Raw genomic sequence first — 21,158 nt, 5'->3', positions numbered from 1 at the left:
CGGCTAGCCCCCCGGCGGTCAGGCAGTGGGCGTGGGGTTCTGTTCCAGGGGGAACAGAACCCCGGTTCCTTGTCACAGCGCCAGCTTGAAGCCCACATGGGAGGCCGTGAAGCCGAGCCGCTCATAGAAGCGGTGGGCATCGGTCCGGGTGTTGTCGGAGGTCAGCTGGACCAGGTGGCAGCCCTCGCGGCGGGAGACGTCGATCGCCCACTCGACGAGCCGGCTTCCCAGGCCGCTGCCGCGCTCGTCCGCGTGGACGCGGACCGCTTCGATGATCGACCGGGTGGCGCCGCGGCGGGAGAGCCCGGGAACGACCGTGAGCTGAAGCGTGCCGACGACGCGGCCTTCGCGGACCGCGACGACCAGGTGCTGGTTCGGGTCGGCGCTGAGCCGCTCCAGGGCGGTCAGGTACGGGCCGAGGTCGTCCGGCGACTCACGCCGCGCACCCAGGGGGTCGTCCGCGAGCATGCCGACGATCGCGGGAACGTCGTCGGCGACCGCGGCCCTTATCTCCAGATCTTCCATACCGGCACCCTACGCGGGCACCGGCGCCTCCAGCGTCTCCACGGCCCGGACCAGGGGAGCGAGTTCGGGATCCTCCGCCGCCTTGCCGGGAGCCTCGCGCAGGGCCGTGTCGCTGATCGGCCGTGCCTCGTCCAGCAGCTTGAGACCGGCCTCGGTGACGTTGGTGTAGATGCCCCGGCGGTCGGTGGGGCACAGGTAGCGCTCCAGCAGCCCACGGTCCTCGAGGCGGGTGACCAGGCGCGTGGTGGCGCTCTGGCTGAGTACGACCGCGTCGGCGACCTGCTTCATTTGCAGGTGGCCCCCGTCACCGTCGTGCTGTCGGCTCAGTACGCCGAGCAGGGAGTGCTCCCGCACGCTCAGGTCGTGCCGGGCCTGAAGGGCGCGCTCGATGTGGGCCCGATTCTCCCGTGCAGCAGGGAGAGGGCGCACCAGCCCTGAGCGAGGGCGGTGAGCGTGGGATTCATGGCTGTCATGGGCGTTTCGCGTTCCAGATGAGCGCGCTCATCGACGACCTCGTGGACACCGTGCAGCCCGGAAGCCCCTCCCACACCCCGCTCACCGCACTCGACCGGCTGCTGCTGTTCATCGCCGGGGCGCGCCCGTCCGGCGCGACGGCCGGTTGACTGGTGCGATCGGTGTCGGTGGTGGCACCCCGGAGCAGGACCACGCCTTCGCCACGGACGCGGTGGAGGTCCTCGTCCGATGCCGACGCCCGTCGGTCCCGAGGCCAGGGCCGACGGGCGTCAGGCCGCAGCGACCGTCACCGGGGCGAACCGTCGGTTCCGGTCCCCGGGCAACTCCGTGATCCCGTACGCCATGACGGCGTTCGACGTGACGGACGCCAGTCCGTGCGCCTTCGCCCAGCTCAGCAGTTCTTCGTGACGCACATCGATGTCGGTGCGCAGCGGCCGGTCCGTGCGGGCGGCGAGCGAAGCGAGCAGTGCCTCGGCCGTGGTCGTGTCGCGGGCGATGAGTGGACCCACGACATGGGTCTCCATGTTGGGCCAGGCGGCCGCGTAACCGATGATCCGTCCGTTCTCCTCGGCGACACGCAGGTGATCGGCGAAGGCGGGCAGGCGGGTGACGATGGGCGTCCGGTCGGCACCGAACACCTCCTCGTCGAGCCGGGCGACCTCGGGGAGATCCTCCGCGGTCGCGGCCCGGGTGGCGACCTCTGGCCGGTCGCCCGTGGGGACGAAGCGTCCGCGCAGCATCTCGGCGCGGCCGATGACCTTGAAACCGAGTTCCTCGTAGAGCGGTCGGCCGCATGAGGTCGCGTGCAGGGTGAGGGGTGTGGCACCCATCGCGGAGACGATGTGCCGCATGAGCCGGCGTCCCACGCCCCGGCGGGCATGCCGTCCGGCGACCAGGACCATGCCGACGGCCGCGAGAGCGGGCTGTTCCCGCGGCCCGTACTCGGTGACGACACAGGCGGCCACCAGACCACCGCCGGGGTCGTCGATGCCGTACCCCTTCCCGGCCGTGAGGAGGAGCCCCCACTTGTGCTCCTCCCGTGGCCATCCCCGGTCCTCGGACAGGTCGGCGCAGGCGTTGAGGTCGCGGAGCGTCAGACGGCGGATGGGCAGAGAAGCAAGGGAAGGTGTCGGCACGCAGGTCAGGCTGTCCGACGGAGGGCTTCGGCGTCCACCCGTTTCGGGTGACTCGTGCGAGCTTTCGGCCATGCCGGGGGCATGGGCGGAGAGGGAACACGGGCGCGGGATGTTTCACGTGAAACATGCGAGAACGGTACGTGGTCGATTCCTTTCCCTTGGTCGGCAGACGAAGGGAACAGGGCCGGTTAACCTCCTGGCTCATGGCGAGGCTTCATCTCTTCGATCTCGACGGCACTCTGCTCCACGGCAGCTCGGCTCCCGTGGAGATCTCGCGGCAACTGGGACTGGAAGCCGAGACGGCGGCTCTCGACCGGGCGATCTCCTCCGGTCTCATCGGGCCACCCGAGTACGCCACACAGGTGCACACGCTCTGGGCGGGCCTCACGGAGGAACATGTGGCGGCAGCGTTCGAAGCGGCTCCATGGCTGGCCCGGATCCGCGAGGTCTGGGCAGAGCTCACGCGGAACGGTGACTACTGCGCCGTTGTCTCGCTGTCCCCGTCCTTCTTCGTGGAGCGTCTCACCGACTGGGGTGCGCACGCGGCGTACGGCTCTCGCTTTCCCGCCGTGCCGTTCACGGAGCCCGTGGACCCGGCCGGCGTCCTCAGCGCGGCGGCCAAGGTCCGGATCGCCGACCGTCTGTGCGCGGAGTTCGGGGTGACCCGCGCGGACTGCGTCGCCTATGGCGACTCGATGTCGGACAAGGACCTGTTCGGCGTGGTGCCGGTCTCCGTCGCGGTCAACGCGGATCGGCATCTGACCGGCCTCGCGACCCACTCCTACACGGGGCGGGACCTCTGGGAGGCCTGCGAACTGGTGCGAGCCCTGTAAGAGGTGGGCGTCACCCCAGGTCCGAGGCGTGCATGGCGCGTACACCCTCGATGTTGCCGTCCAGATAGTGCCGCAGCGACAGTGGCACCAGGTGGACGGAGGCGATCCCGACGCGGGTGAACGGCACACGGACGATCTCGTACTCGCCGACTGGTTCGTCGACCTCCGGGCCGTGGCGCAGGGACGGGTCCATGGATTCCAGGCGGCATGCGAAGAAGTGCTGCACCTTCACGCCGGCGGCACCGCCGTCCTCATCGATGTGCTCCACGGTGTCCACGAAACAGGGCACCACATCGGTGATCTTCGCACCGAGCTCCTCGTACACCTCGCGGTGCAGGGCGTCGACGACGGTCGAGTCCTCCGGCTCGACCCCGCCACCAGGGGTGACCCAGTAGGGATCCACGCCGGGTTTGGTGCGCTTGATCAGAATCAGGTTCTCGCCGTCCAGCAGGACGGCTCGGGCGGTGCGCTTGACCACGGGTCGGACGGTCATGGAGGGAATGTGGCCCGGCTGGTTCCACGTGAAACATCGCGGGAGGGCAGCGGCCGGCTTCCCGCGGTGGTCACTGCCCTGGGGGTCAGCACCAACCGGCGGCCGCCCGCTCCAGCCACTCGTGGGCCCGCGCGACGTGCGGCATCGCCAGCGTGCCGGTGCGGACCACCAGGAAGTACGTACGCAGCGGAGGCACCGCCGGTTCGTACAGGACCACCACATCGCCCTGCTCGAGTGCGCCTGTACAGAGGTAGCGGGGCAGTACCGCCAGTCCCGCTCCCGCAGCGGCGCAGGCCAGCACCGCGCGTAGATCCGGGACGATGACGGTGCCCGGGACGACAGGGCGGGAGTCGAAGACGGAGGCCCAGTAGCGGGTGACAAAGGGCAGCGACTCGTGCACCTCGACCACCGGAATGTGTGTCAGGGCAGACGGCCCCGTGCGGAGGAGCGTGCCGGAGCCGATACGTTCGGCCCAGCGCGGGGCGGCGACCAGGACGTGTTCCTCGTCGCAGAGTGCAGTCGCCGAGAGCAGGGCGCCGCGTGGCTGGACCGTGCTGATGGCCAGATCATGGTGTCCGGTGGCCAGTCCCTCCAGGACCTCCTCGGCGGTGCCGAAGGAGGTACGCAGGGCGAAGCCCTGACCGTCCTCGCCGGTCAGCTCCGTGAGCGCGGGCAGTGCCCGTTCGGCGGTGAACTCCAAAGGGCCGGCCAGATGAAGCGTCCGTAGGGAGGAGTCCTCCTCCAGCCCGGACTCGGCTATCTTCACCAGGGCGTCGAGGTGTGGCGCCGCCTTGTGGGCGAGCTCGTCCCCGATGGTCGTCGGTGTCACACCGCGCGCCTGCCGAAGGAACAGGGGTCGCCCCAACTGCCGCTCCAACGTCCTTATCTGCGAGGTGACGGTCGGCTGGGAGAGGCCGAGCAGAGCGGCGGCACGGGTGAAGGAACCGGCCCGGTGCACGGTCACAAAGGTCCGCAGCAAGGCCAGATCCACGCCACACCCTCCCTCGCCGACCCTGCTCCGGATGTCCAACCATAAATAAGTCGATAGGTCGCTGTCGCTACCGTGATTGGACACTGACACTGAGTCAACTAGCCTTGGTGACGCGGTTCTTCGCGCGTGGAACCGAGGACGGTCCGAGCCACGAGGGGGGAGGCTCGGACCGTCCGCCGCAGGGTGCTGGGCGCCTGCCGGACCGACCGGTCAGCCGGCTGATTCGTCCAGGGCACGCAGGACGTCCGCGATCAGGTCCTCCGGGTCCTCGGCTCCCACGGAGAAACGGATGAAGCCCTCCGGCACCGCGTCCCCGCCCCAGCGTCCGCGCCGCTCCGCCGTGGACCGTACGCCGCCGAAGCTCGTCGCGTCGTCCACGAGCCGCAACGCGTCGAGGAAACGGTTCGCACGCTCGCGCGTGGGCAGCGTGAAGGACACCACGCACCCGTGGCGCCGCATCTGCCGCGAGGCGATCTCGTGCGAGGGGTCGTCGGGCAGCCCCGGATAACGCAGCCCCGTGACCTCGGGCCGCTCGCTCAGTGTCCGGGCGAGCGTCAGCGCGGTGGCGTTCTGCCGGTCGACGCGCAGTTGGAGCGTGGCGATCGAACGGTGCGCGAGCCAGGCCTCCATGGGCCCCGGAACGGCGCCGGCGATCTTGCGCCAGCGGCGGACGGCGGCCATGGCCTCGGTGTTCCGGCCGGTGACGTACCCCAGGAGCACGTCGCCGTGTCCGGTGAGCTGCTTGGTGCCGCTGGCCACCGAGAAGTCGGCGCCGAGATCCAGCGGACGCTGGCCGAGGGGCGTCGCGAGGGTGTTGTCGACGGCGACCAGGGCGCCGCGCGCGTGTGCCGCCTCGGCCAGCCGTCGTACGTCGCACACGTCGAGCCCCGGATTCGAGGGCGTCTCGATCCACAGCAGCTTCGCGCCGTCGAGGACGTCGAGCTGGGCGTCGCCGCCCGTCGGCGCGGTCCGCACCTCGATGCCGTACGTCTCCAACTGGTCCCGCACCAGGGGCAGGGCCTGGTAGCCGTCGTTCGGCAGGACGACCGCGTCCCCGGCGCGCAGCTGGGAGAAGAGCACCGAGGAGATCGCGGCCATGCCCGAGGCGAACACCAGGGCTTCGACGTCGTTCCGGCCGGGCGCCTCCAGCTCGCCGATGGCCCGTTCCAGCAGCGTCCAGGTGGGGTTCTCGTCCCGGCCGTAGGTGTACGGGCCGGTGGGATCGCCCGGCAGGTGGAAGTGGGCGGCGAACACCGGTCCGGGCAGGGTCGGCTCGTGCTTGACCGGCTCGGGCAGCCCGGCCCGCACCGCGCGGGTGCCGTCGCCCGCCCCGCCCGCCAGCGCCGGCCCGTGGCCCGCGCCCGTCGTCGAATCGTTCATGCCGCTCGTCCTTTCACCTGCTCACGTACCGCGGCGAGCAGTCCGGTGCTCGCCGCCTCCACCATCTCAAGACACGCGTCGAATCCGTCCGCACCCCCGTAGTAGGGGTCCGGCACGTCGGGGTCGTCGCCGACGGCGGGATCGTAGGAGCGCAGCAGACGCACCTTGTCGGCGTCCCGCTCCGTGGGCGCGAGGCGGCGCAGCGCCCTGAGGTGGCCGGAATCGAGCGCGATGACGAGATCGAGGCGGGCGTACCAGGACGGGGCGAACCGCCGGGCCGTGTGGCCGGTGCCGTAGCCGTTCTCCCGCAGCACGGTCACCGTGCGGGGATCGGCGGCCTCGCCCTCGTGCCAGCCGTCCGTACCGGCGCTGTCCACCTCGACCAGATCGTCGAGTCCGGCCTCCGCCACCCGTGCGCGGAAGACGGACTCGGCCATCGGGGAGCGGCAGATGTTGCCGGTGCAGACGAAGCAGACGCGGTAGGTCATCGTGCTCAGTCCTCGTCGGGCAGGACGACGCTGAGCGCCCAGGAGACGACGGAGACGATCAGGCCGCCCAGTACGGCCGTCCAGAAGCCCTCCACATGGAAGCTCAGGTCGAGCCGGTCGGCGAGCCAGGAGGTGAGCAGCAGCATCAGCGCGTTCACCACCAGGGTGAACAGCCCCAGCGTCAGAATGAGCAGGGGGAGACTCAGCAGCTTCACCACCGGCTTGACCAGGGAGTTCACCAACCCGAAGAGCAACGCGACCAGGAGCAGCGTGCCGATCTCCTTGCCCGTGCTGTCACCGGTCAGGGTGATGTCGTCGAGCAGCCACACCGCTACCGCCAGGGCGCCCGCGTTGGCGATCGTCTTGACTAGGAAATTCATCATGTGTCTGATCGTGACAGACACGATCGGACGCGGGCAGCGAGGCAGGGGCGGGACAAGGCGATGAAGGCATTCCGGCTGGACGAACTGGAGGCGGAGCGCGCCGCCAACGACGGGGCGTACCTGCAGTTCCTGCGCGAACGGAACATGTCCGTGGGCCTCTACGCCCTGGACGCCGGCGCCCAGGACCCGCAGCAGCCGCACGGTCAGGACGAGGTGTACTTCGTCGTCAGCGGCCGCGCGGCGATCACCGTCGGCATGGAGACCACCCAGGTGGCGCGCGGCAGCGTCGTGTACGTGCCGGCCGGGGTGGCCCACAAGTTCCACCACATCAGCGAGGACCTGCGGGTCCTGGTGGTGTTCTCTCCCCCCGAGAGCTGAGGGACGCTGCCGGGGTTCCCTAGGGGAACGGTCAGGGGAGGACAAGGGATCCGAGGCCCCCGCCGGAGCACCCGCAGCCCTAGCATCGAGTGCAGGACATCATCGACGCGACCCGGCACTCGGCGGGCGGAGAGGCAAGGACGAGGGCGATGCGAGAGATCTTCGCGGGACTGCCGTGGTGGGTGAAGTGGGTCGCGGTGCCGGTCATCGCCCTGGTCGTGTTCGGCGGGCTGATAGCGAGCGTGGTCGGCTTCGTGATCGGGCTGCTCTTTAAGGTGCTGGTCTTCGTGGCGCTGGTCGGCGGACTGATCTACGTCGTGCGGAAGTTCACGTCGAGTTCCTCGTCACGCAGCGACTGGTGAACCGAGGGGGACCGGTGAGGCGGTAATGGGAATCTCCGGTTCCCCCGGGCGGGGGAAGTTTCTCCGGCGGACCGCCTGCGTGCGGTGACAGCCGGTTAGAGTCCGGAACTCGACGCGGGGGCGATCCCCGTGAGCGGCGACCCTCACCCGTGTTCCTCGCACGGGCTGCCCCCTCGTGTTTCGGGAGTGCCCCTTGGCCAGGACTGGCACCGGCTCCGCGCAGCTGACCGCGGTTCCTCCGCAGCCCCGCTCGCCGGCCCCCGCGCCGCCGCCCACCGCGACCCTCATCGGCTCCGTCCAGCGGGCCATGCGCCTGCTGGAGACCGTCGCCGGACACCACTACGGGGCTCCCGCCAAGCAATTGGCCCGGGAGACCGGCCTCGCGCTCCCCACCACGTACCACCTGCTGCGCACCCTGGTGCACGAGGGCTATCTGCGCCGCGACAAGGGGCTGTTCTTCCTGGGGGAGGCGGCAGAACGGCTGAGCAGCAACGGAGCGGAGCAGAAACGTCGCAGCACGGTGGTCGACACCCTCGCCCGCTGGCGGGACGCGGTCGGCACCCCCGTGTACTACGCCGTGTACCGCGAGGGCGAGATCGACGTCGTCTGCGTCTCCGACGCTCCCGCCCACCCCGCGGTCGAGGAGTGGGCCGACTTCCGGGAGACCGGACACGCCCACGCGATCGGGCAGTGTCTGCTCTCACAGCTCGACGAGGAGGCGCGCCGCGACCATCTCGACCGCCATCCCGTGCGGTCCGTCACGCCCTACACCGTGCGCGACGCCCACCGTCTGCTGAGGCGCCTGGAGCGGACGCGACGGATGGATCCGGTGACGGAGCGGCAGGAGTACGCCCTGGGGACGGTGTGCGCGGCGGTCCCCCTCACCGTCGGCAGCACGCCGGGGTCGGTGGCCATCTCGCTGCCCGCACACCAGGCCGACCGGCTCGTCCCCGCGGCACAGCGACTGCAGGCCGAAATGGGACGTCTCGTCGGGTCGCTCTCGCTGTCTATCAGTATCTGAAAACTCACTCCTTGTGATCTGCTGTGTACGTTCAGCAAGATTCCCTCTGGTGTCAGGGTCCATGCCCGGCCAGTCCGTGGCGAATGACGGGGTAGGCGATGCGCGAAACCGTACAGGCAGAGGTCATGATGAGCTTTCTCGTGTCGGAGGAGCTGTCCTTCCGCATCCCGGTGGAGCTCCGTTACGACACCTGTGATCCCTACGCCGTGCGGCTGACCTTCCACTTGCCGGGGGATGCTCCCGTGACCTGGGCTTTCGGCCGGGAACTGCTGATCGACGGCGTCGGCCGACCGTGCGGGGAGGGCGACGTACGCGTCTCGCCGGTGGACCCCGACGCGCTGGGCGAGGTGCTGATCCGGCTCCAGGTCGGCAGCGACCAGGCGCTGTTCCGTTCGTCGACCGCACCGCTCGTGGCCTTCCTCGACCGCACCGACAAACTGGTGCCGTTGGGCCAGGAGAGGGCGCTCGCCGACTTCGACGCCCACCTCGACGACGCGCTGGACCGGATCCTGGCGGAGCAGAGCGCCGGCTGAAGCGTTACGCCAGCCGGGTGGGCCGGTGGCGGAACGCTTCAGCGCGCTCCGCCCGCCACGCGGGACATCAGCGCTTACGGCGCCTGCCCCGGCCGCCGCGCCCGGCGGTCGACCGCGCATCCGGTGTCTGCCCGGCCTCCTGTGTCCGTGCCGGTCCGTGCCCCTGCGTCCGTGCCTGAGCCGCCGGGCGGTCGGCCGAGACCACCAGCGCGGCCAGGGCCGTGGTCACCGGCACCGAGGCCACCAGGCCGATCGAGCCGATCAGGGTGCGTACGATCTCCTCCGCGACCAGCTCGCTGTTGGCGACCGTCCCCACGCCGCTCTGCGCGATGGAGAACAGCAGCAGCAGCGGCAGCGCGGCACCCGCGTAGGCGAGGACCAGCGTGTTGACCACCGACGCGATGTGATCGCGGCCGATGCGGATGCCCGCGCGGTACAGCCCTCGCCAGCCCGTCGACGGGTTGGCCTCGTGCAGCTCCCAGACCGCGGACGTCTGGGTGACCGTCACGTCGTCGAGGACGCCGAGCGAACCGATGATGACGCCGGCCAGCAGCAGACCGCTCATGTCGATCCCGGGGTACAGCCCGTGGATCAGGCCGGTGTTGTCGTCGGTGTTGCCGGTCAGCGCGGCCCACTCGATGAACAACGAGCCCAGGACACCGATCAGCAGCAGCGAGATCAGCGTGCCGAGCACCGCCACCGAGGTGCGTGCAGACAGCCCGTGACACAGGTACAGGGCGATCAGCATGATCGCGCTCGCCCCCACCACCGCCACGACCAGAGGGTTCGACCCCTGCAGGATCGCGGGCAGGATGAAGAAGGTGAGCACCAGGAAGCTGATCGCCAGCGCGACCAGCGCCATGACGCCACGCAGCCGCCCCACGGCCACGACGGCGAGCGCGAAGACGCCGGCGAGCAGCGTCAGAGGGAAGCGCCTGTTCACGTCGGTGACCGAGTACTGGAGGTCCTCGGGTGCGGAGGGCTCGTAGGCGACCACGACCTTCTGGCCCTCGCTCAGCTGCCGCGACTGGTCCGGTTGCACGATCTCGTCGAACGTACGACCCTTGTCGTCGCCGGTGTCGACCCGGATCGTCGCCTTCTTGCAGGTGCCGTCCGCCTGCTGCTGGGCGGACGAGCCCTCGGCCGTGGAGGTGTCACCGGTCGGGGCGCCCCCGGAGGCGTTGACGGACTGACAGCTCACCTCGACCACCTTCGTGACCGTGGCGTGCTGTGTCTGCCGGTCGAATCCGACGCCGGTGCGCTCGTGCGCCGGGGCGCCGCCCGGCCACAGCACGGCGAGTCCGATCAGCACCGCCGTCGCGAACGGGATCAGGATCGCCGCGATGACCTTGCGCAGGTGCTGGGAGACGGGAGCCGCCGGGCCGTGACCGTGGCTGTGCCCGTGTCCGTGCGCGTGGCCGTGACCACCGTCGTCTCCGGCACCGGATGCGTGCGGTGGTTCGGGCGGTTGGTACGGGGGAGGCTGAGTGGGGGTCACCGCCCGATCATCGCAAGAACCGGACGGGCCCTCTGTGCACCGCGCCAGAAATGACGCTAGCGTGGAGGCGCTTTTGTACACGCGGGAGCTCGGAGCACCGGGCTGAGAGGGCGCTGACCTCCGTCCCAGCGATGTTTCACATGAAACATCACCGATCGATGAGTGATGTTTCACATGGAACGTCGGTAGACGGAAACCGCTGCGTCGACCGCCGAACCTGTTACCGGGTAATGCCGGCGTAGGGAGTAGGTCTCATGACCAACAAGGACGCACGCACGCCTGCCTCCACACAGAACCCGACGGAGACGTCGGCGAACGGGGAGGCCGGGAAGTCCGTCGGCTGGCACAAGGCGTACGTCGAGGGCTCACGCCCCGGCCTGCGGGTGCCGGTCCGGCAGGTGCACCTCACCAACGGGCAGTCGGTCACGCTGTACGACACGTCGGGCCCGTACACCGATCCGCTCGTCGACACCGACGTCCGCCGGGGCCTGGCTCCGCTGCGGGAGAACTGGATCATCGCCCGCGGCGACACGGAGGAGTACGCGGGCCGTCCCGTCCGCCCCGAGGACGACGGGATCAAGCACACCTCTCCGCGCGGGGGCCTGCGCAACCTCGACGCCGTGTTCCCCGGCCGTCCGCGCCTGCCGCGCCGAGGGCGCGCGGGCCGGGCGGTCACACAACTGGCGTACGCGCGCCGCGGCGAGATCACACCCGAGATGGAGTTCGTGGCGGTCCGGGAGAACGTCTCCCCCGAAGTGGTCCGTGAGGAGATCGCGGCGGGCCGGGCGGTGCTGCCGGCCAACGTCAATCACCCGGAGATCGAGCCGATGATCATCGGCAAGCGGTTCCTGGTGAAGGTCAACGCCAACATCGGCAACTCGGCGGTGACGTCCTCCATCGAGGAGGAGGTCGAGAAGATGACCTGGGCGACCCGCTGGGGCGCCGACACGGTCATGGACCTCTCCACCGGACGCAACATCCACACCACCCGCGAGTGGGTACTGCGCAACTCCCCCGTCCCCATCGGCACCGTGCCGCTCTACCAGGCTCTGGAGAAGGTCGACGGCCGGGCCGAGGAACTGACCTGGGAGATCTACAAGGACACGGTCGTCGAACAGGCCGAGCAGGGCGTGGACTACATGACGGTCCACGCGGGCGTACGCCTGGCGTACGTGCCGCTCACCGCCAACCGCAAGACCGGCATCGTCTCCCGCGGTGGCTCGATCATGGCCGCGTGGTGCCTGGCGCACCACAAGGAGTCCTTCCTCTACGAGAACTTCGAGGAGCTCTGCGAGATCCTCGCCGCGTACGACGTCACGTACTCGCTCGGCGACGGTCTGCGGCCGGGGTCCATCGCGGACGCCAACGACGAGGCGCAGTTCGCGGAGTTGCGCACGCTCGGGGAGCTCAACACGGTCGCGAAGCGTTTCAACGTTCAGACCATGATCGAGGGCCCGGGACACGTTCCGATGCACAAGATCAAGGAGAACATCGACCTCCAGCAGGAGATCTGCGACGAAGCCCCGTTCTACACGCTCGGACCGCTGACGACGGACGTCGCGCCCGCCTACGACCACATCACGTCCGGCATCGGCGCCGCGATGATCGCCTGGTGGGGCACGGCCATGCTCTGCTACGTCACGCCCAAGGAACACCTGGGCCTGCCCAACCGCGACGACGTCAAGACCGGCGTCATCACCTACAAGATCGCCGCTCACGCCGCCGACCTGGCCAAGGGCCATCCGGGTGCCCAGGAGTGGGACGACGCGCTCTCCGACGCCCGCTTCGAGTTCCGGTGGGAGGACCAGTTCAACCTGGCCCTCGACCCGGACACGGCACGCGGGTTCCACGACGAGACCCTGCCGGCGGAACCCGCCAAGACGGCCCACTTCTGCTCGATGTGCGGACCGAAATTCTGTTCGATGAAGATCTCCCAGGACATCCGTCGTGAACACGGTGGAAGCCGGGACGAGATCGAGGAGGGAATGGCTCAGAAGTCGAAGGAGTTCGCGGAGGCGGGCAATCGCGTGTACCTGCCGATCGCGGACTGAGCGTTCGCCACAGGCGGCGTGGGGGCGGTGCCCGCGGCGGGCGCCGTCCCCACGGGCGGCAGGATGTGATCGTCCCTCCCCTTCACCCGGAAGGGTGGGCAGACTGGCCCCATGACAGCGAGTCCGATGAGCAAGGGGTCCAATCGTCCCGTCGATGCCCGCGTGGTGCGCGTTGAGCTCGCTTGGACGGCCGGGACCGGTGTGCCCGACGTCGATGCCTCGGCACTGCTCCTCACGGAGGCCGGGCGGGTGCGGGGCGACGGGGACTTCGTCTTCTACAACCAGTCTCGTCACGCGTCCGGCGCCGTGACGCATCTCGGGAAACAGCACGGCGCGCGGGAAACGACCGACACCGTCGAAGTGGATCTGGACGCCGTGGAAGGAGTCGTCGAGCGGATCGTGCTGTGCGCGTCGGCGGACGGCGGGACGTTCGGGCAGGTGCCGGGACTGGTGCTCAGGCTGCTCGACACCGGGGCGGGGGCCGAACTGGCCCGGTTCGACATGGCGGCGGGGACGGAGACCGCCTTCATCGGCGGCGAGTTGTACCGACGGCAGGGGAAGTGGAAGTTCCGGGCGGTGGGGCAGGGATACGCCGCCGGGCTCGCGGGCCTGGCCACGGACTTCGGCATCACCGTGGACGACGCGCCCCCGGTTCCGTCCGCTTCCCCCGCGGCCCCGGCCCCGCCACCCCCGCCCGTTCCTCCCGCCGTGCCGGTCGCACCCGCCCGGCAGCCTTCCGCGCCCCGCCCCCGCCCAGGTGCTCCGCGGCTCACCAAGGGCGAGGAGCGACTGCCCGTCGACATGCGCAAGCGGTTGTCGCTGCGCAAGGAGCAGGTGGCGGTCAGCCTGCGCAAGCACGGGGCCGCCGAGGCCACCGCGCGGGTCGTCCTCGTGCTCGACGCCTCCGGGTCCATGTCCTTCCTGTACTCCAAGGGGGTCGTGGCCGATGTCGTCGAACGGATGGCGGCGGTCGCGGCGCAGTTGGACGACGACGGCGAGATGCAGGCCTGGACCTTCGCCTCGAACCCGGCCCGGCTGCCGGACCTGCGGCTGGGGGAGCTTCCCGAGTGGTTGCGGCTGCATGTGCGCGTGGGGGAGGTGGGCCTGTTCCGGCGCGGGCGGAAGAGAGGGCTGGAGCCCAGCCAGGTCGACATGCGGGACGTGGGCATCCAGAACGAGGAGCAGAAGGTCATCGCCGAGGTGCGCGCGTTCGTCCGGGACCACCCCGCGTCCGCTCCGACCCTCGTCCTGTTCTTCTCCGACGGCGGCGTCTACCGCAACAAGGAGATCGAGCGCGAGCTCCGTGAGGCGGTGGAGGAGCCGGTCTTCTGGCAGTTCGTGGGGCTGGGCAGGTCCGACTACGGCGTGCTGGAGCGGTTCGACACCCTGCCGGGACGCCGCGTCGACAACGTCGGGTTCTTCGCCGTCGACGACATCAGCACCGTGCCGGACGCTGAGCTGTACGACCGCCTGCTGTCCGAATTCCCGCAGTGGATCACGGCCGCGGGGCGGGCGGGGATTCTCTGAGGCCCGGCCCGTTCGCCCGCCCCGGCCACTCGGCTCGCGCTTCCGGCAGGAAGGCGCGAGCCGACGGACGGGCCGCCCGGCTACTCCGGCTGGTGCTCCGGTCCCCCGAAGTCCGGGCTCGAGTAGTCCGGACTGGAGTAGCTCGGCCGTGTGCCACGGGCCGTCCCCTCCTCCGGGCTGGAGAAACCCGGCCGGTCGTACCCCAGGCGCGGGATACGTCCGGCCGGCGGGGGCGGCGCCGCGTGCTGCAGTGCGGTGACCGTCGCCGGGTCGGTGAGCGCGTCCCGCAGGAACGGCAGGATCCCCCGCTCCAGCAGGGCCTCGCACCAGGCGTCCCTGGCCCGGGTCACCTCCCCGTCGAGTTCGCGGTACGACCCGTCGAGCACCGAGGGCTTGTTGCGCAGCGCGGTGAGCAGCAGGCCCACGGCGGCGACGAGGATGGCGACCGCCGTCACCGCGCCGAACACCCATCCCGTGGTGAGCATGGTCCGGGCGAACGCGGCACCGGGATCGAGCATCCGCAGGACGTAGCCGACGAACAGGAAGATCGCGGCCGCGGTTCCGGCCAGGACGGGTGCCAGGACGGCGACGACGGCGACGGCACCGGCCCCGGCGGTCTCGGCGACCTCCCCCACGGTGGCGGCGATCCCCACCGTGTTCGTGCCCGGCTCGGTGGAACCGGACTCGCGGACGGACGGGGCGGACGACGCCGGTGGCCGGCGCATTTTCTCGCGGACCTTCACGTAGTGCTGGTACTCCGTCGCCGCGGCCGCCGTGATGACGGCGGTGGCGTTGAGCGCCATCGTGCGCAGTTGTTCCGAGTTGAGCCGCTGTCCGACCGCGGCCAGTTCCGGGTGGTGTGGTGCGGAGCGCAGCGCCTCATCGAGAACCCGCTCGTACTCCTGGCGGTCCTCGCTCAGCAGGTGCTGCGGAACGCTGTTCATGTGCATCCCCCGATGCTCCGTAGGGCTTGGGGCTCGGCATGCTGACGAGCCGTCGGGCAGAAACGGAGGGGAGCCTGCTACGGATAAGCCGATGGTAGAGCGGTGACGGCGCGCGGTGACAGGGGGTTTACCGAAATTGGCACGTGCACGGTGCGGTTGCGGGCCGCACGGTCACGGCCCGCCGCGCCGTCAGGAGCCCAGCGGCAGTTGCTGGACCAGCAGCTTTCCGGCCATGGTGACCCCGCCGTCCATCGCGATGGCGAGTCCGTCGGCGTAGACGTGGGGTCCGGTGACCACGGGGCCGCCCTCCTCCTCACCGTCCTCGGAACCTACTTCGCCCGTCAGATAGGGGATCGGGCTGTGGCCGTGAACGATCCGGGTGCCGCCGTACGTATCCAGCAGGGAGCGCACCGCGTCGGCGCCGCCCTCGTCGCGGAAGGAGAACCGCTTGGTGAACTTGCGGAACAGGTCCCAGACCTCGTCGGCGTCGTTGCGGGTGAGCGTCTCGCGGACGGTGTCGTTGACCTCCTCGATGGAGCGGCCGTAGTCGAGATAGGCGGTGGTGTCGGAGTGCAGCAGCAGGTGGCCGTCGACCGCCTCGACGGCGTCGAGGCGGGCCATCCACTGCAGGTGGTGGTCCTGGAGGCGGTCCATGTCGGTCTTCTGCCCGCCGTTGAGCAGCCAGGCCGCCTGGAAGGTGGCGGTGCCCGCGCCGGAGTTGACGGGGGTGTCGCCGAACCGCTTGGCGCCGAGCAGCAGCAGCTCGTGGTTGCCCATGAGGGCCTTGCAGTAGCCGCCGGCGGCGGCGGCCTCGGCGGACAGCCGCATCACGAGGTCGATGACGCCGATGCCGTCCGGGCCGCGGTCGGTGAAGTCGCCGAGGAACCACAGCCGCGCGGTGCCGGCGCACCACTGGCCCGCGGAGTCGAGCAGTCCCTGCTCCTGGAGGGCGGCCACCAGCTCGTCGAGGTAGCCGTGGACGTCGCCGACCACGTACAGCGGCCCCTGGCCGGTGGCGGGGACGGACGCGGGGTCGACGGTCACCTGAACGGTGTCACCCCGATTGATGATGGGGAGGTCCCGTTGGGTGGGCGTGTATCCCTCCGGATAGGCCTCCTCGGAGGGCGGGACGACGTCACCGGGGTGCGTGCTCTGGGCGTACGGACCGGTCTCGTGGACGTACGCGGGTACCCGGAAGTCGCGCAGCGTCGCCGTCCGCTCCACCTCGGGTCCCTGACCGGCCCCCTGAGTCATCGACCCCTCCACCATCGCGCCGCTTCTGCACCGCGTCGGACTGCCTGGTCGCAGCGGCCCGCGGTGTCGTGGGCCCATCATAGGAACGCGGATCGCGCCGTGTGACGACCCAGGGGTGGTGAATCGGAGCAAGACTCCGGTTCACCGTGGCTTTCGCCCTGTTTGAGGGGTATTCGACGGTCCCGGCCGCGTACCTTCCGCCGTCGGCGGGCCCTCCCCCTCCGGGAGCCCGGCCCGTTTCCCCCGGAGGGGCGTCCGGGGGCACATCCTCGCGTCCTCCTGCGGAGGCGGAACCCTCCCCGCGGAGTCCGGAACCACCCGCACGAGATCCTCGGAAGCGAAGGCGGCGCCGCCCAGAGCCCCGGGCGCCGGCCCGGTGTGCGTGACACGACCGCTTCCGAGGTGCGGCCGGCCGGCGTGGCCGCCGCCTTCCCCTCGGAAGCGGAAGCCCCGCACCCCGGGCCGCAGCACGTCCCCGCCGGGGCCCCGTGTCACGATCCCTTCGGCGACCTCGGCGGGCTGACCGTCGTACGGGGCGGACGCCGCTGCGAGGAGGACCGGACGATCAGCTCGGTCGGTATGACCTGCTCCACCGGCTGGTCCGAGTCGATCCCCTCGATGGCGTCGATGAGCAGCTGGATCACCGCCGTGCCGATGCGGCGCGGTTTGAGGGAGAGCGTGGTGACGGGCGGTTCGGTGTTGGCGTAGACCGTGGACTCGCTGCAGCAGACGAGCAGCAGGTCGTCCGGGACGCGCAGGCCGTAGCGGCGGGCGGCGGCGAGCAGGTCGGTCCCGTTCGGATCGAACAGGCCGTAGACGGCGTCGGGCCGGTCGGGGCGGGCGAGCAGCCGGTCGGCGGCGACGGCGCCCGCGCACGGATCGTGTGCGGGGTAGGCCTCGTAGACCGGGTCCTGGCCCACACGCTCGCACCAGCGCAGGTACGCGGTGGTCGACAGGTGGGTGTACGTGTCGGTGGTGGTGCCGGTGAGCAGGCCGATGCGGCGGGCGCCGGCGTCGGCGAGGTGCTCGAGGATGCCCGTCACGGCGGCCTCGTGGTCGTTGTCGACCCAGGCGGTGACCGGCAGCGAGCCGGCCGGCCGGCCGTCGGAGACGACCGGTAAGCCCTGACGGACCAACTCGCTGACGACCGGGTCCTGGTCGGAGGGGTCGATGACGACCGTGCCGTCCAGGGCGACGTTGGACCACACGTCGTGGCGGGAGGTCGCGGGCAGGATGACGAGGGCGTAGCCGCGGGCGAGTGCGGCGGAGGTGGCGGCGCGCGCCATCTCGGCGAAGTACGCGAACTCGGTGAAGGTGAAAGGTTCATCCCCGTACGTCGTCACGGTCAGGCCGATGAGTCCGGACTTCCCGGTGCGGAGCGTACGGGCGGCGGCCGAGGGGCGGTACCCCAGTCTGTCGGCCACCTCGCGGACGTGGCGCCGGGTGGCGTCCGGGAGCCTGCCCTTGCCGTTGAGGGCGTCGGAGACGGTCGTGATGGAGACTCCGGCGGCGGCGGCCACGTCCCTGATGCCCGCTCGACCCGGCCGGCTGCCTCGGCGTGAGGTTTCCGCGCGGCTCACCTGGTGCTTCCCTGCTGCTGTCATGGCGAGCCGATAGTAGGGCTCATGCGGTGGGGTAGGGCGGACGCATATGCACGCGTTGACAGGCACGTTTCTGCATGATCATTAGCACTCAACTACCTTATAAGTAAAGGATGTTGAACGTTCCCATGTCGGGACCTGATGTGTCGGCTCATGTGGACCTGTCGAGGGTGTGATGTTGCGAAGAGGTCTCAACTCACCTGCACGGGGGACGCGCGCCACGGCGCAAGCCACCGGCGCATAGATATATGTACGGCACGCCCCTGGCCCGCACGCCCTTTGTGCACCTTCGGGTTCTGTTGCCTTTGTTGTCTCTGTGACGTACGGGGCCGGTGAGCACGTGCCGCTCCTCTACGCAGCGGCACCCAATCCTCATAGGGTGAGCAGTATTGGATGTCGGCGGCGGACACGGGTGCCGCCGGTCTTCGCGAGGAGGACTGCGGTGAGCGAGACGAGCCCCAAGCTGCGCGCCGAGCTGGAGGGGATCCCCACGTACAAGCCGGGCAAGCCGGCGGCGGCCGGCGGACCGGCGGCGTACAAGCTGTCCTCCAACGAGAACCCCTACCCGCCACTGCCCGGTGTGATGGAGACCGTGACGGCCGCGGCCTCCTCCTTCAACCGGTACCCGGACATGGCCTGTACGGCGCTGACGGGCGAGCTGTCCGAGCGCTTCGCGGTCCCGGCGTCCCACCTGGCCACCGGCACCGGCTCGGTCGGTGTCGCCCAGCAACTGCTGCAGGCCACGTCGGGTCCGGGCGACGAGGTGATCTACGCCTGGCGGTCCTTCGAGGCCTACCCGATCATCACGCAGATCAGCGGTGCCACCTCGGTCCAGGTGCCGCTGACCCCGGGCGACGTGCACGACCTGGACGCGATGGCCGGGGCGGTCACCGACCGGACCCGGCTCGTCTTCGTCTGCAACCCCAACAACCCGACCGGCACGGCCGTGCGGCGGGCCGAGCTGGAGCGCTTCCTCGACCGGGTGCCGAGCGACGTCCTGGTGGTGCTCGACGAGGCCTACCGTGAGTTCGTCCGGGACGCCGAGGTGCCGGACGGCGTCGAGATCTACCGCGAGCGGCCCAACGTCTGCGTCCTGCGGACCTTCTCCAAGGCGTACGGCCTGGCAGGGCTGCGCGTCGGTTTCGCCATCGCCCACGAGCCGGTGGCGGCGGCGCTGCGCAAGACGGCGGTGCCGTTCGGGGTGAGCCAGATCGCGCAGGACGCGGCGATCGCCTCGTTGCGCGCCGAGGACGAGCTGATCGGCCGGGTCGGCTCGCTGGTCTGTGAGCGCAACCGCGTGCTGGAGGCGCTGCGGGAGCAGGGCTGGACGGTGCCCGAGACCCAGGCCAACTTCGTCTGGCTGCGGCTGGGGGAGCGTACGACGGCGTTCGCGCAAGCGTGCGAACGGGCGGGCGCGGTCGTCCGGCCGTTCGCCGGTGAGGGCGTGCGCGTCACGGTCGGCGAGACCGAGGCGAACGACATCTTCCTGAAGGTGGCGGAAGGCTTCCGCAAGGATCTCTGACCGGCGCGTTCGTCCGGGCGGCCGACGGCTCTGCCGTCGGCCGCCTTCGTGTGCGCGGGAAGTCCGCGCAATGGGGTTGACATCACAGGGGACCCCCCTTCCCGGCCGGAAAAGCAGTAGGTCATAATTGCTTGTGAATGTGAACGCTTTCACAAGCGCATCCCGTTTTCGCCCTGGATGTCGGGTGGTGAACGGGATCAAGCGGCCGCCGCGACCACGGCGAAGTAAGGAGCGACGACGTGGATCTGGCTCTGGCGCCGGAGACCCTGGCGCGATGGCAGTTCGGTATCACCACCGTCTACCACTTCCTCTTCGTTCCCCTGACGATCTCGCTCGCCGCCCTCACCGCGGGGCTGCAGACCGCCTGGGTGCGCACGGGGAAGGAGAAGTACCTCAAGGCGACGAAGTTCTGGGGCAAGCTCTTCCTGATCAACATCGCGATGGGGGTGGTCACCGGCATCGTGCAGGAGTTCCAGTTCGGTATGAACTGGTCCGACTACTCACGGTTCGTCGGTGACGTCTTCGGCGCCCCGCTCGCCTTCGAGGCCCTGATCGCCTTCTTCTTCGAGTCCACCTTCATCGGACTGTGGATCTTCGGCTGGGACAAGCTGCCCAAGAAGATCCATCTGGCCTGCATCTGGATGGTCGCGATCGGCACCCTGCTGTCGGCGTACTTCATCCTCGCCGCCAACTCCTGGATGCAGCACCCGGTCGGCTACCGGATCAACGAGGAGAAGGGCCGCGCCGAGCTCACCGACTTCTGGCTGGTGCTCACCCAGAACACCACGCTCAACCAGGTCTTCCACAGCTTCTCGGCGGCCTTCCTGACCGGCGGCGCCTTCATGGTGGGCATCGCCGCCTTCCATCTGGTGCGCAGGAAGCACATCCCGGTGATGCGGACCTCCCTCCGGCTCGGCCTGGTCACCCTCGTGGTCGGCGGCCTGTTCACCGCGGTCAGCGGCGACACCCTGGGCAAGGTCATGTACGAGCAGCAGCCGATGAAGATGGCCGCCGCCGAGGCCCTGTGGGACGGCGAGGGACCGGCCCCCTTCTCCGTGTTCGCCTATGGGGACGTCGACGAGGGCCACAACAAGGTCGCCCTGGAGGTACCCGGCCTGTTGTCCTTCCTCGCGCACAGCGACTTCGAGTCGTACGTGCCCGGCATCAACGACACCAACGAGGCGCTGCGGGAGAAGTTCGGCCCCGGTGACTACAAGCCCATCGTCCCGGTCGCCTACTGGGGCTTCCGCTGGATGATCGGCTTCGGTATGGCCTCCTTCTCGCTCGGCCTCCTCGGCCTGTGGCTCACCCGCAAGAAGTTCCTGCTGCCGGCCGCCCACCGCACCGGCGAGAACGAGGTTCCACGCCTGGTGCTGCTCAAGAGGCCGCTCGGCTCCCGGCTCACCCGGCTGTACTGGCTTCTGGCGCTGTGGACCATGGCGTTCCCGCTGATCGCCAACTCCTGGGGCTGGATCTTCACCGAGATGGGCCGGCAGCCCTGGGTGGTCTACGGCGTGATGCGGACCGAGGACGCGGTCTCCCCCGGTGTGTCCACGGCCGAGGTCATCATCTCGATGTCCGTCTTCACCCTGCTCTACGCCGTCCTGGCCGTCATCGAGGTCAAGCTGCTCGTCAAGTACGTCAAGGCGGGCCCGCCCCAGATCGGTGACTCCGACCTCAACCCGCCCACGAAGCTCGGCGGCGACGCTCGTGACGCCGACAAGCCGATGGCCTTCTCGTACTAGGCCGAGGGAGCTGCACCGT

The 21,158-nt window shown here is 69.9% G+C and carries 20 protein-coding genes and 2 pseudogenes; 10 read left to right on the top strand and 12 right to left on the bottom strand.

From position 1 onward, the window contains the following. Nucleotides 1–72 precede the first annotated feature (72 nt). Together KYY02_RS22030 and KYY02_RS22025 are read right to left on the bottom strand one after the other, a co-directional pair. Nucleotides 73–525 carry a GNAT family N-acetyltransferase gene (locus KYY02_RS22030; protein WP_371240439.1) on the bottom strand — a complete coding sequence of 151 codons (453 nt, stop codon included), beginning with the start codon at nucleotides 523–525 and terminating at the stop codon, nucleotides 73–75. Between the two features lie 9 nt (nucleotides 526–534). Further along, nucleotides 535–998, bottom strand: a pseudogene (locus tag KYY02_RS22025) (MarR family winged helix-turn-helix transcriptional regulator). 30 nt (nucleotides 999–1,028) lie between these two features. On the opposite strand from KYY02_RS22025, the pseudogene KYY02_RS22020 reads away from it, so the two are divergent. Next, nucleotides 1,029–1,222, top strand: a pseudogene (locus tag KYY02_RS22020) (heme-binding protein); the annotation flags it as partial. Between the two features lie 46 nt (nucleotides 1,223–1,268). On the opposite strand, the gene KYY02_RS22015 reads toward KYY02_RS22020, so the two are convergent. After that, nucleotides 1,269–2,135 (bottom strand): GNAT family N-acetyltransferase, encoded by an 867-nt coding sequence (locus tag KYY02_RS22015; protein ID WP_371240437.1) that lies wholly within the window; start codon nucleotides 2,133–2,135, stop codon nucleotides 1,269–1,271. A gap of 203 nt (nucleotides 2,136–2,338) precedes the next feature. On the opposite strand from KYY02_RS22015, the gene KYY02_RS22010 reads away from it, so the two are divergent. Next, a complete protein-coding gene (locus KYY02_RS22010; protein WP_371240435.1) occupies nucleotides 2,339–2,968 on the top strand; it encodes an HAD family hydrolase in 630 nt (209 codons plus the stop codon). A 10-nt stretch (nucleotides 2,969–2,978) separates the two neighbouring features. On the opposite strand, the gene KYY02_RS22005 is transcribed toward KYY02_RS22010, so the two are convergent. The 5 genes from KYY02_RS22005 to KYY02_RS21985 form a co-directional block, all read right to left on the bottom strand. Next, on the bottom strand, nucleotides 2,979–3,461 hold the full coding sequence (locus KYY02_RS22005; RefSeq protein WP_371240433.1) for an NUDIX domain-containing protein: 483 nt from the start codon (nucleotides 3,459–3,461) through the stop codon (nucleotides 2,979–2,981). Nucleotides 3,462–3,546: 85 nt separating this feature from the next. Beyond that, nucleotides 3,547–4,452 (bottom strand): LysR family transcriptional regulator, encoded by a 906-nt coding sequence (locus KYY02_RS22000; protein WP_371240431.1) that lies wholly within the window; start codon nucleotides 4,450–4,452, stop codon nucleotides 3,547–3,549. A 210-nt stretch (nucleotides 4,453–4,662) separates the two neighbouring features. Further along, entirely contained in the window at nucleotides 4,663–5,832 is a 1,170-nt protein-coding gene (locus KYY02_RS21995) for a cystathionine gamma-lyase (protein WP_371240429.1), read from the bottom strand. Beyond that, nucleotides 5,829–6,320, bottom strand: a complete 492-nt coding sequence (locus KYY02_RS21990) for a low molecular weight protein-tyrosine-phosphatase (protein ID WP_371240427.1) — start codon at nucleotides 6,318–6,320, stop codon at nucleotides 5,829–5,831. Before KYY02_RS21990 ends, KYY02_RS21995 begins: the two co-directional genes overlap by 4 nt. 5 nt (nucleotides 6,321–6,325) lie before the next feature. Further along, the gene (locus tag KYY02_RS21985; protein WP_371240425.1) at nucleotides 6,326–6,703 is read right to left on the bottom strand and encodes a phage holin family protein; all 378 of its coding nucleotides are present in this window, start codon (nucleotides 6,701–6,703) and stop codon (nucleotides 6,326–6,328) included. 60 nt (nucleotides 6,704–6,763) lie between these two features. Between KYY02_RS21985 and KYY02_RS21980 the strand changes: the two genes are divergently transcribed. From KYY02_RS21980 to KYY02_RS21965, 4 genes are all read left to right on the top strand, one after another. Next, entirely contained in the window at nucleotides 6,764–7,081 is a 318-nt protein-coding gene (locus KYY02_RS21980) for a cupin domain-containing protein (protein WP_030820180.1), read from the top strand. Nucleotides 7,082–7,230: 149 nt separating this feature from the next. Beyond that, on the top strand, nucleotides 7,231–7,443 hold the full coding sequence (locus tag KYY02_RS21975; RefSeq protein ID WP_003991465.1) for a DUF5326 family protein: 213 nt from the start codon (nucleotides 7,231–7,233) through the stop codon (nucleotides 7,441–7,443). A 307-nt stretch (nucleotides 7,444–7,750) separates the two neighbouring features. Next, a complete protein-coding gene (locus tag KYY02_RS21970) occupies nucleotides 7,751–8,464 on the top strand; it encodes an IclR family transcriptional regulator (protein ID WP_371240455.1) in 714 nt (237 codons plus the stop codon). Nucleotides 8,465–8,562: 98 nt separating this feature from the next. Then, nucleotides 8,563–8,997, top strand: coding sequence for an SsgA family sporulation/cell division regulator (locus KYY02_RS21965; protein WP_371240423.1), 435 nt, complete (start codon nucleotides 8,563–8,565; stop codon nucleotides 8,995–8,997). A gap of 67 nt (nucleotides 8,998–9,064) precedes the next feature. On the opposite strand, the gene KYY02_RS21960 is transcribed toward KYY02_RS21965, so the two are convergent. Next, nucleotides 9,065–10,495: a YibE/F family protein gene (locus KYY02_RS21960; RefSeq protein WP_371240421.1), complete on the bottom strand. Its 1,431-nt coding sequence runs from the start codon at nucleotides 10,493–10,495 to the stop codon at nucleotides 9,065–9,067. A gap of 254 nt (nucleotides 10,496–10,749) precedes the next feature. Between KYY02_RS21960 and thiC the strand changes: the two genes are divergently transcribed. After that, nucleotides 10,750–12,546, top strand: coding sequence for a phosphomethylpyrimidine synthase ThiC (gene thiC / locus KYY02_RS21955; RefSeq protein ID WP_371240419.1), 1,797 nt, complete (start codon nucleotides 10,750–10,752; stop codon nucleotides 12,544–12,546). 111 nt (nucleotides 12,547–12,657) lie between these two features. Continuing rightward, nucleotides 12,658–14,073: a VWA domain-containing protein gene (locus KYY02_RS21950; RefSeq protein WP_371240416.1), complete on the top strand. Its 1,416-nt coding sequence runs from the start codon at nucleotides 12,658–12,660 to the stop codon at nucleotides 14,071–14,073. Nucleotides 14,074–14,153: 80 nt separating this feature from the next. On the opposite strand, the gene KYY02_RS21945 is transcribed toward KYY02_RS21950, so the two are convergent. The 3 genes from KYY02_RS21945 to KYY02_RS21935 form a co-directional block, all read right to left on the bottom strand. After that, nucleotides 14,154–15,023, bottom strand: a complete 870-nt coding sequence (locus KYY02_RS21945; protein WP_371240414.1) for a hypothetical protein — start codon at nucleotides 15,021–15,023, stop codon at nucleotides 14,154–14,156. A 183-nt stretch (nucleotides 15,024–15,206) separates the two neighbouring features. Further along, entirely contained in the window at nucleotides 15,207–16,286 is a 1,080-nt protein-coding gene (locus tag KYY02_RS21940; protein ID WP_371240412.1) for a metallophosphoesterase family protein, read from the bottom strand. Between the two features lie 476 nt (nucleotides 16,287–16,762). Continuing rightward, nucleotides 16,763–17,875 carry a LacI family DNA-binding transcriptional regulator gene (locus tag KYY02_RS21935; protein WP_371240410.1) on the bottom strand — a complete coding sequence of 371 codons (1,113 nt, stop codon included), beginning with the start codon at nucleotides 17,873–17,875 and terminating at the stop codon, nucleotides 16,763–16,765. 439 nt (nucleotides 17,876–18,314) lie between these two features. On the opposite strand from KYY02_RS21935, the gene hisC reads away from it, so the two are divergent. Further along, nucleotides 18,315–19,394 (top strand): histidinol-phosphate transaminase, encoded by a 1,080-nt coding sequence (gene hisC / locus KYY02_RS21930; RefSeq protein WP_371240408.1) that lies wholly within the window; start codon nucleotides 18,315–18,317, stop codon nucleotides 19,392–19,394. Nucleotides 19,395–19,633: 239 nt separating this feature from the next. After that, complete coding sequence (locus KYY02_RS21925; RefSeq protein ID WP_371240406.1) at nucleotides 19,634–21,139, top strand: cytochrome ubiquinol oxidase subunit I; 1,506 nt, start codon at nucleotides 19,634–19,636, stop codon at nucleotides 21,137–21,139. The last annotated feature ends 19 nt before the right edge of the window (nucleotides 21,140–21,158 follow it).

This window comes from Streptomyces pimonensis (genome assembly GCF_041380215.1).
GTDB lineage: Bacteria > Actinomycetota > Actinomycetes > Streptomycetales > Streptomycetaceae > Streptomyces > Streptomyces pimonensis.
Note: the sequence above shows the minus strand (reverse complement) of the source record. Positions and strands in the feature narration are given on the sequence as shown.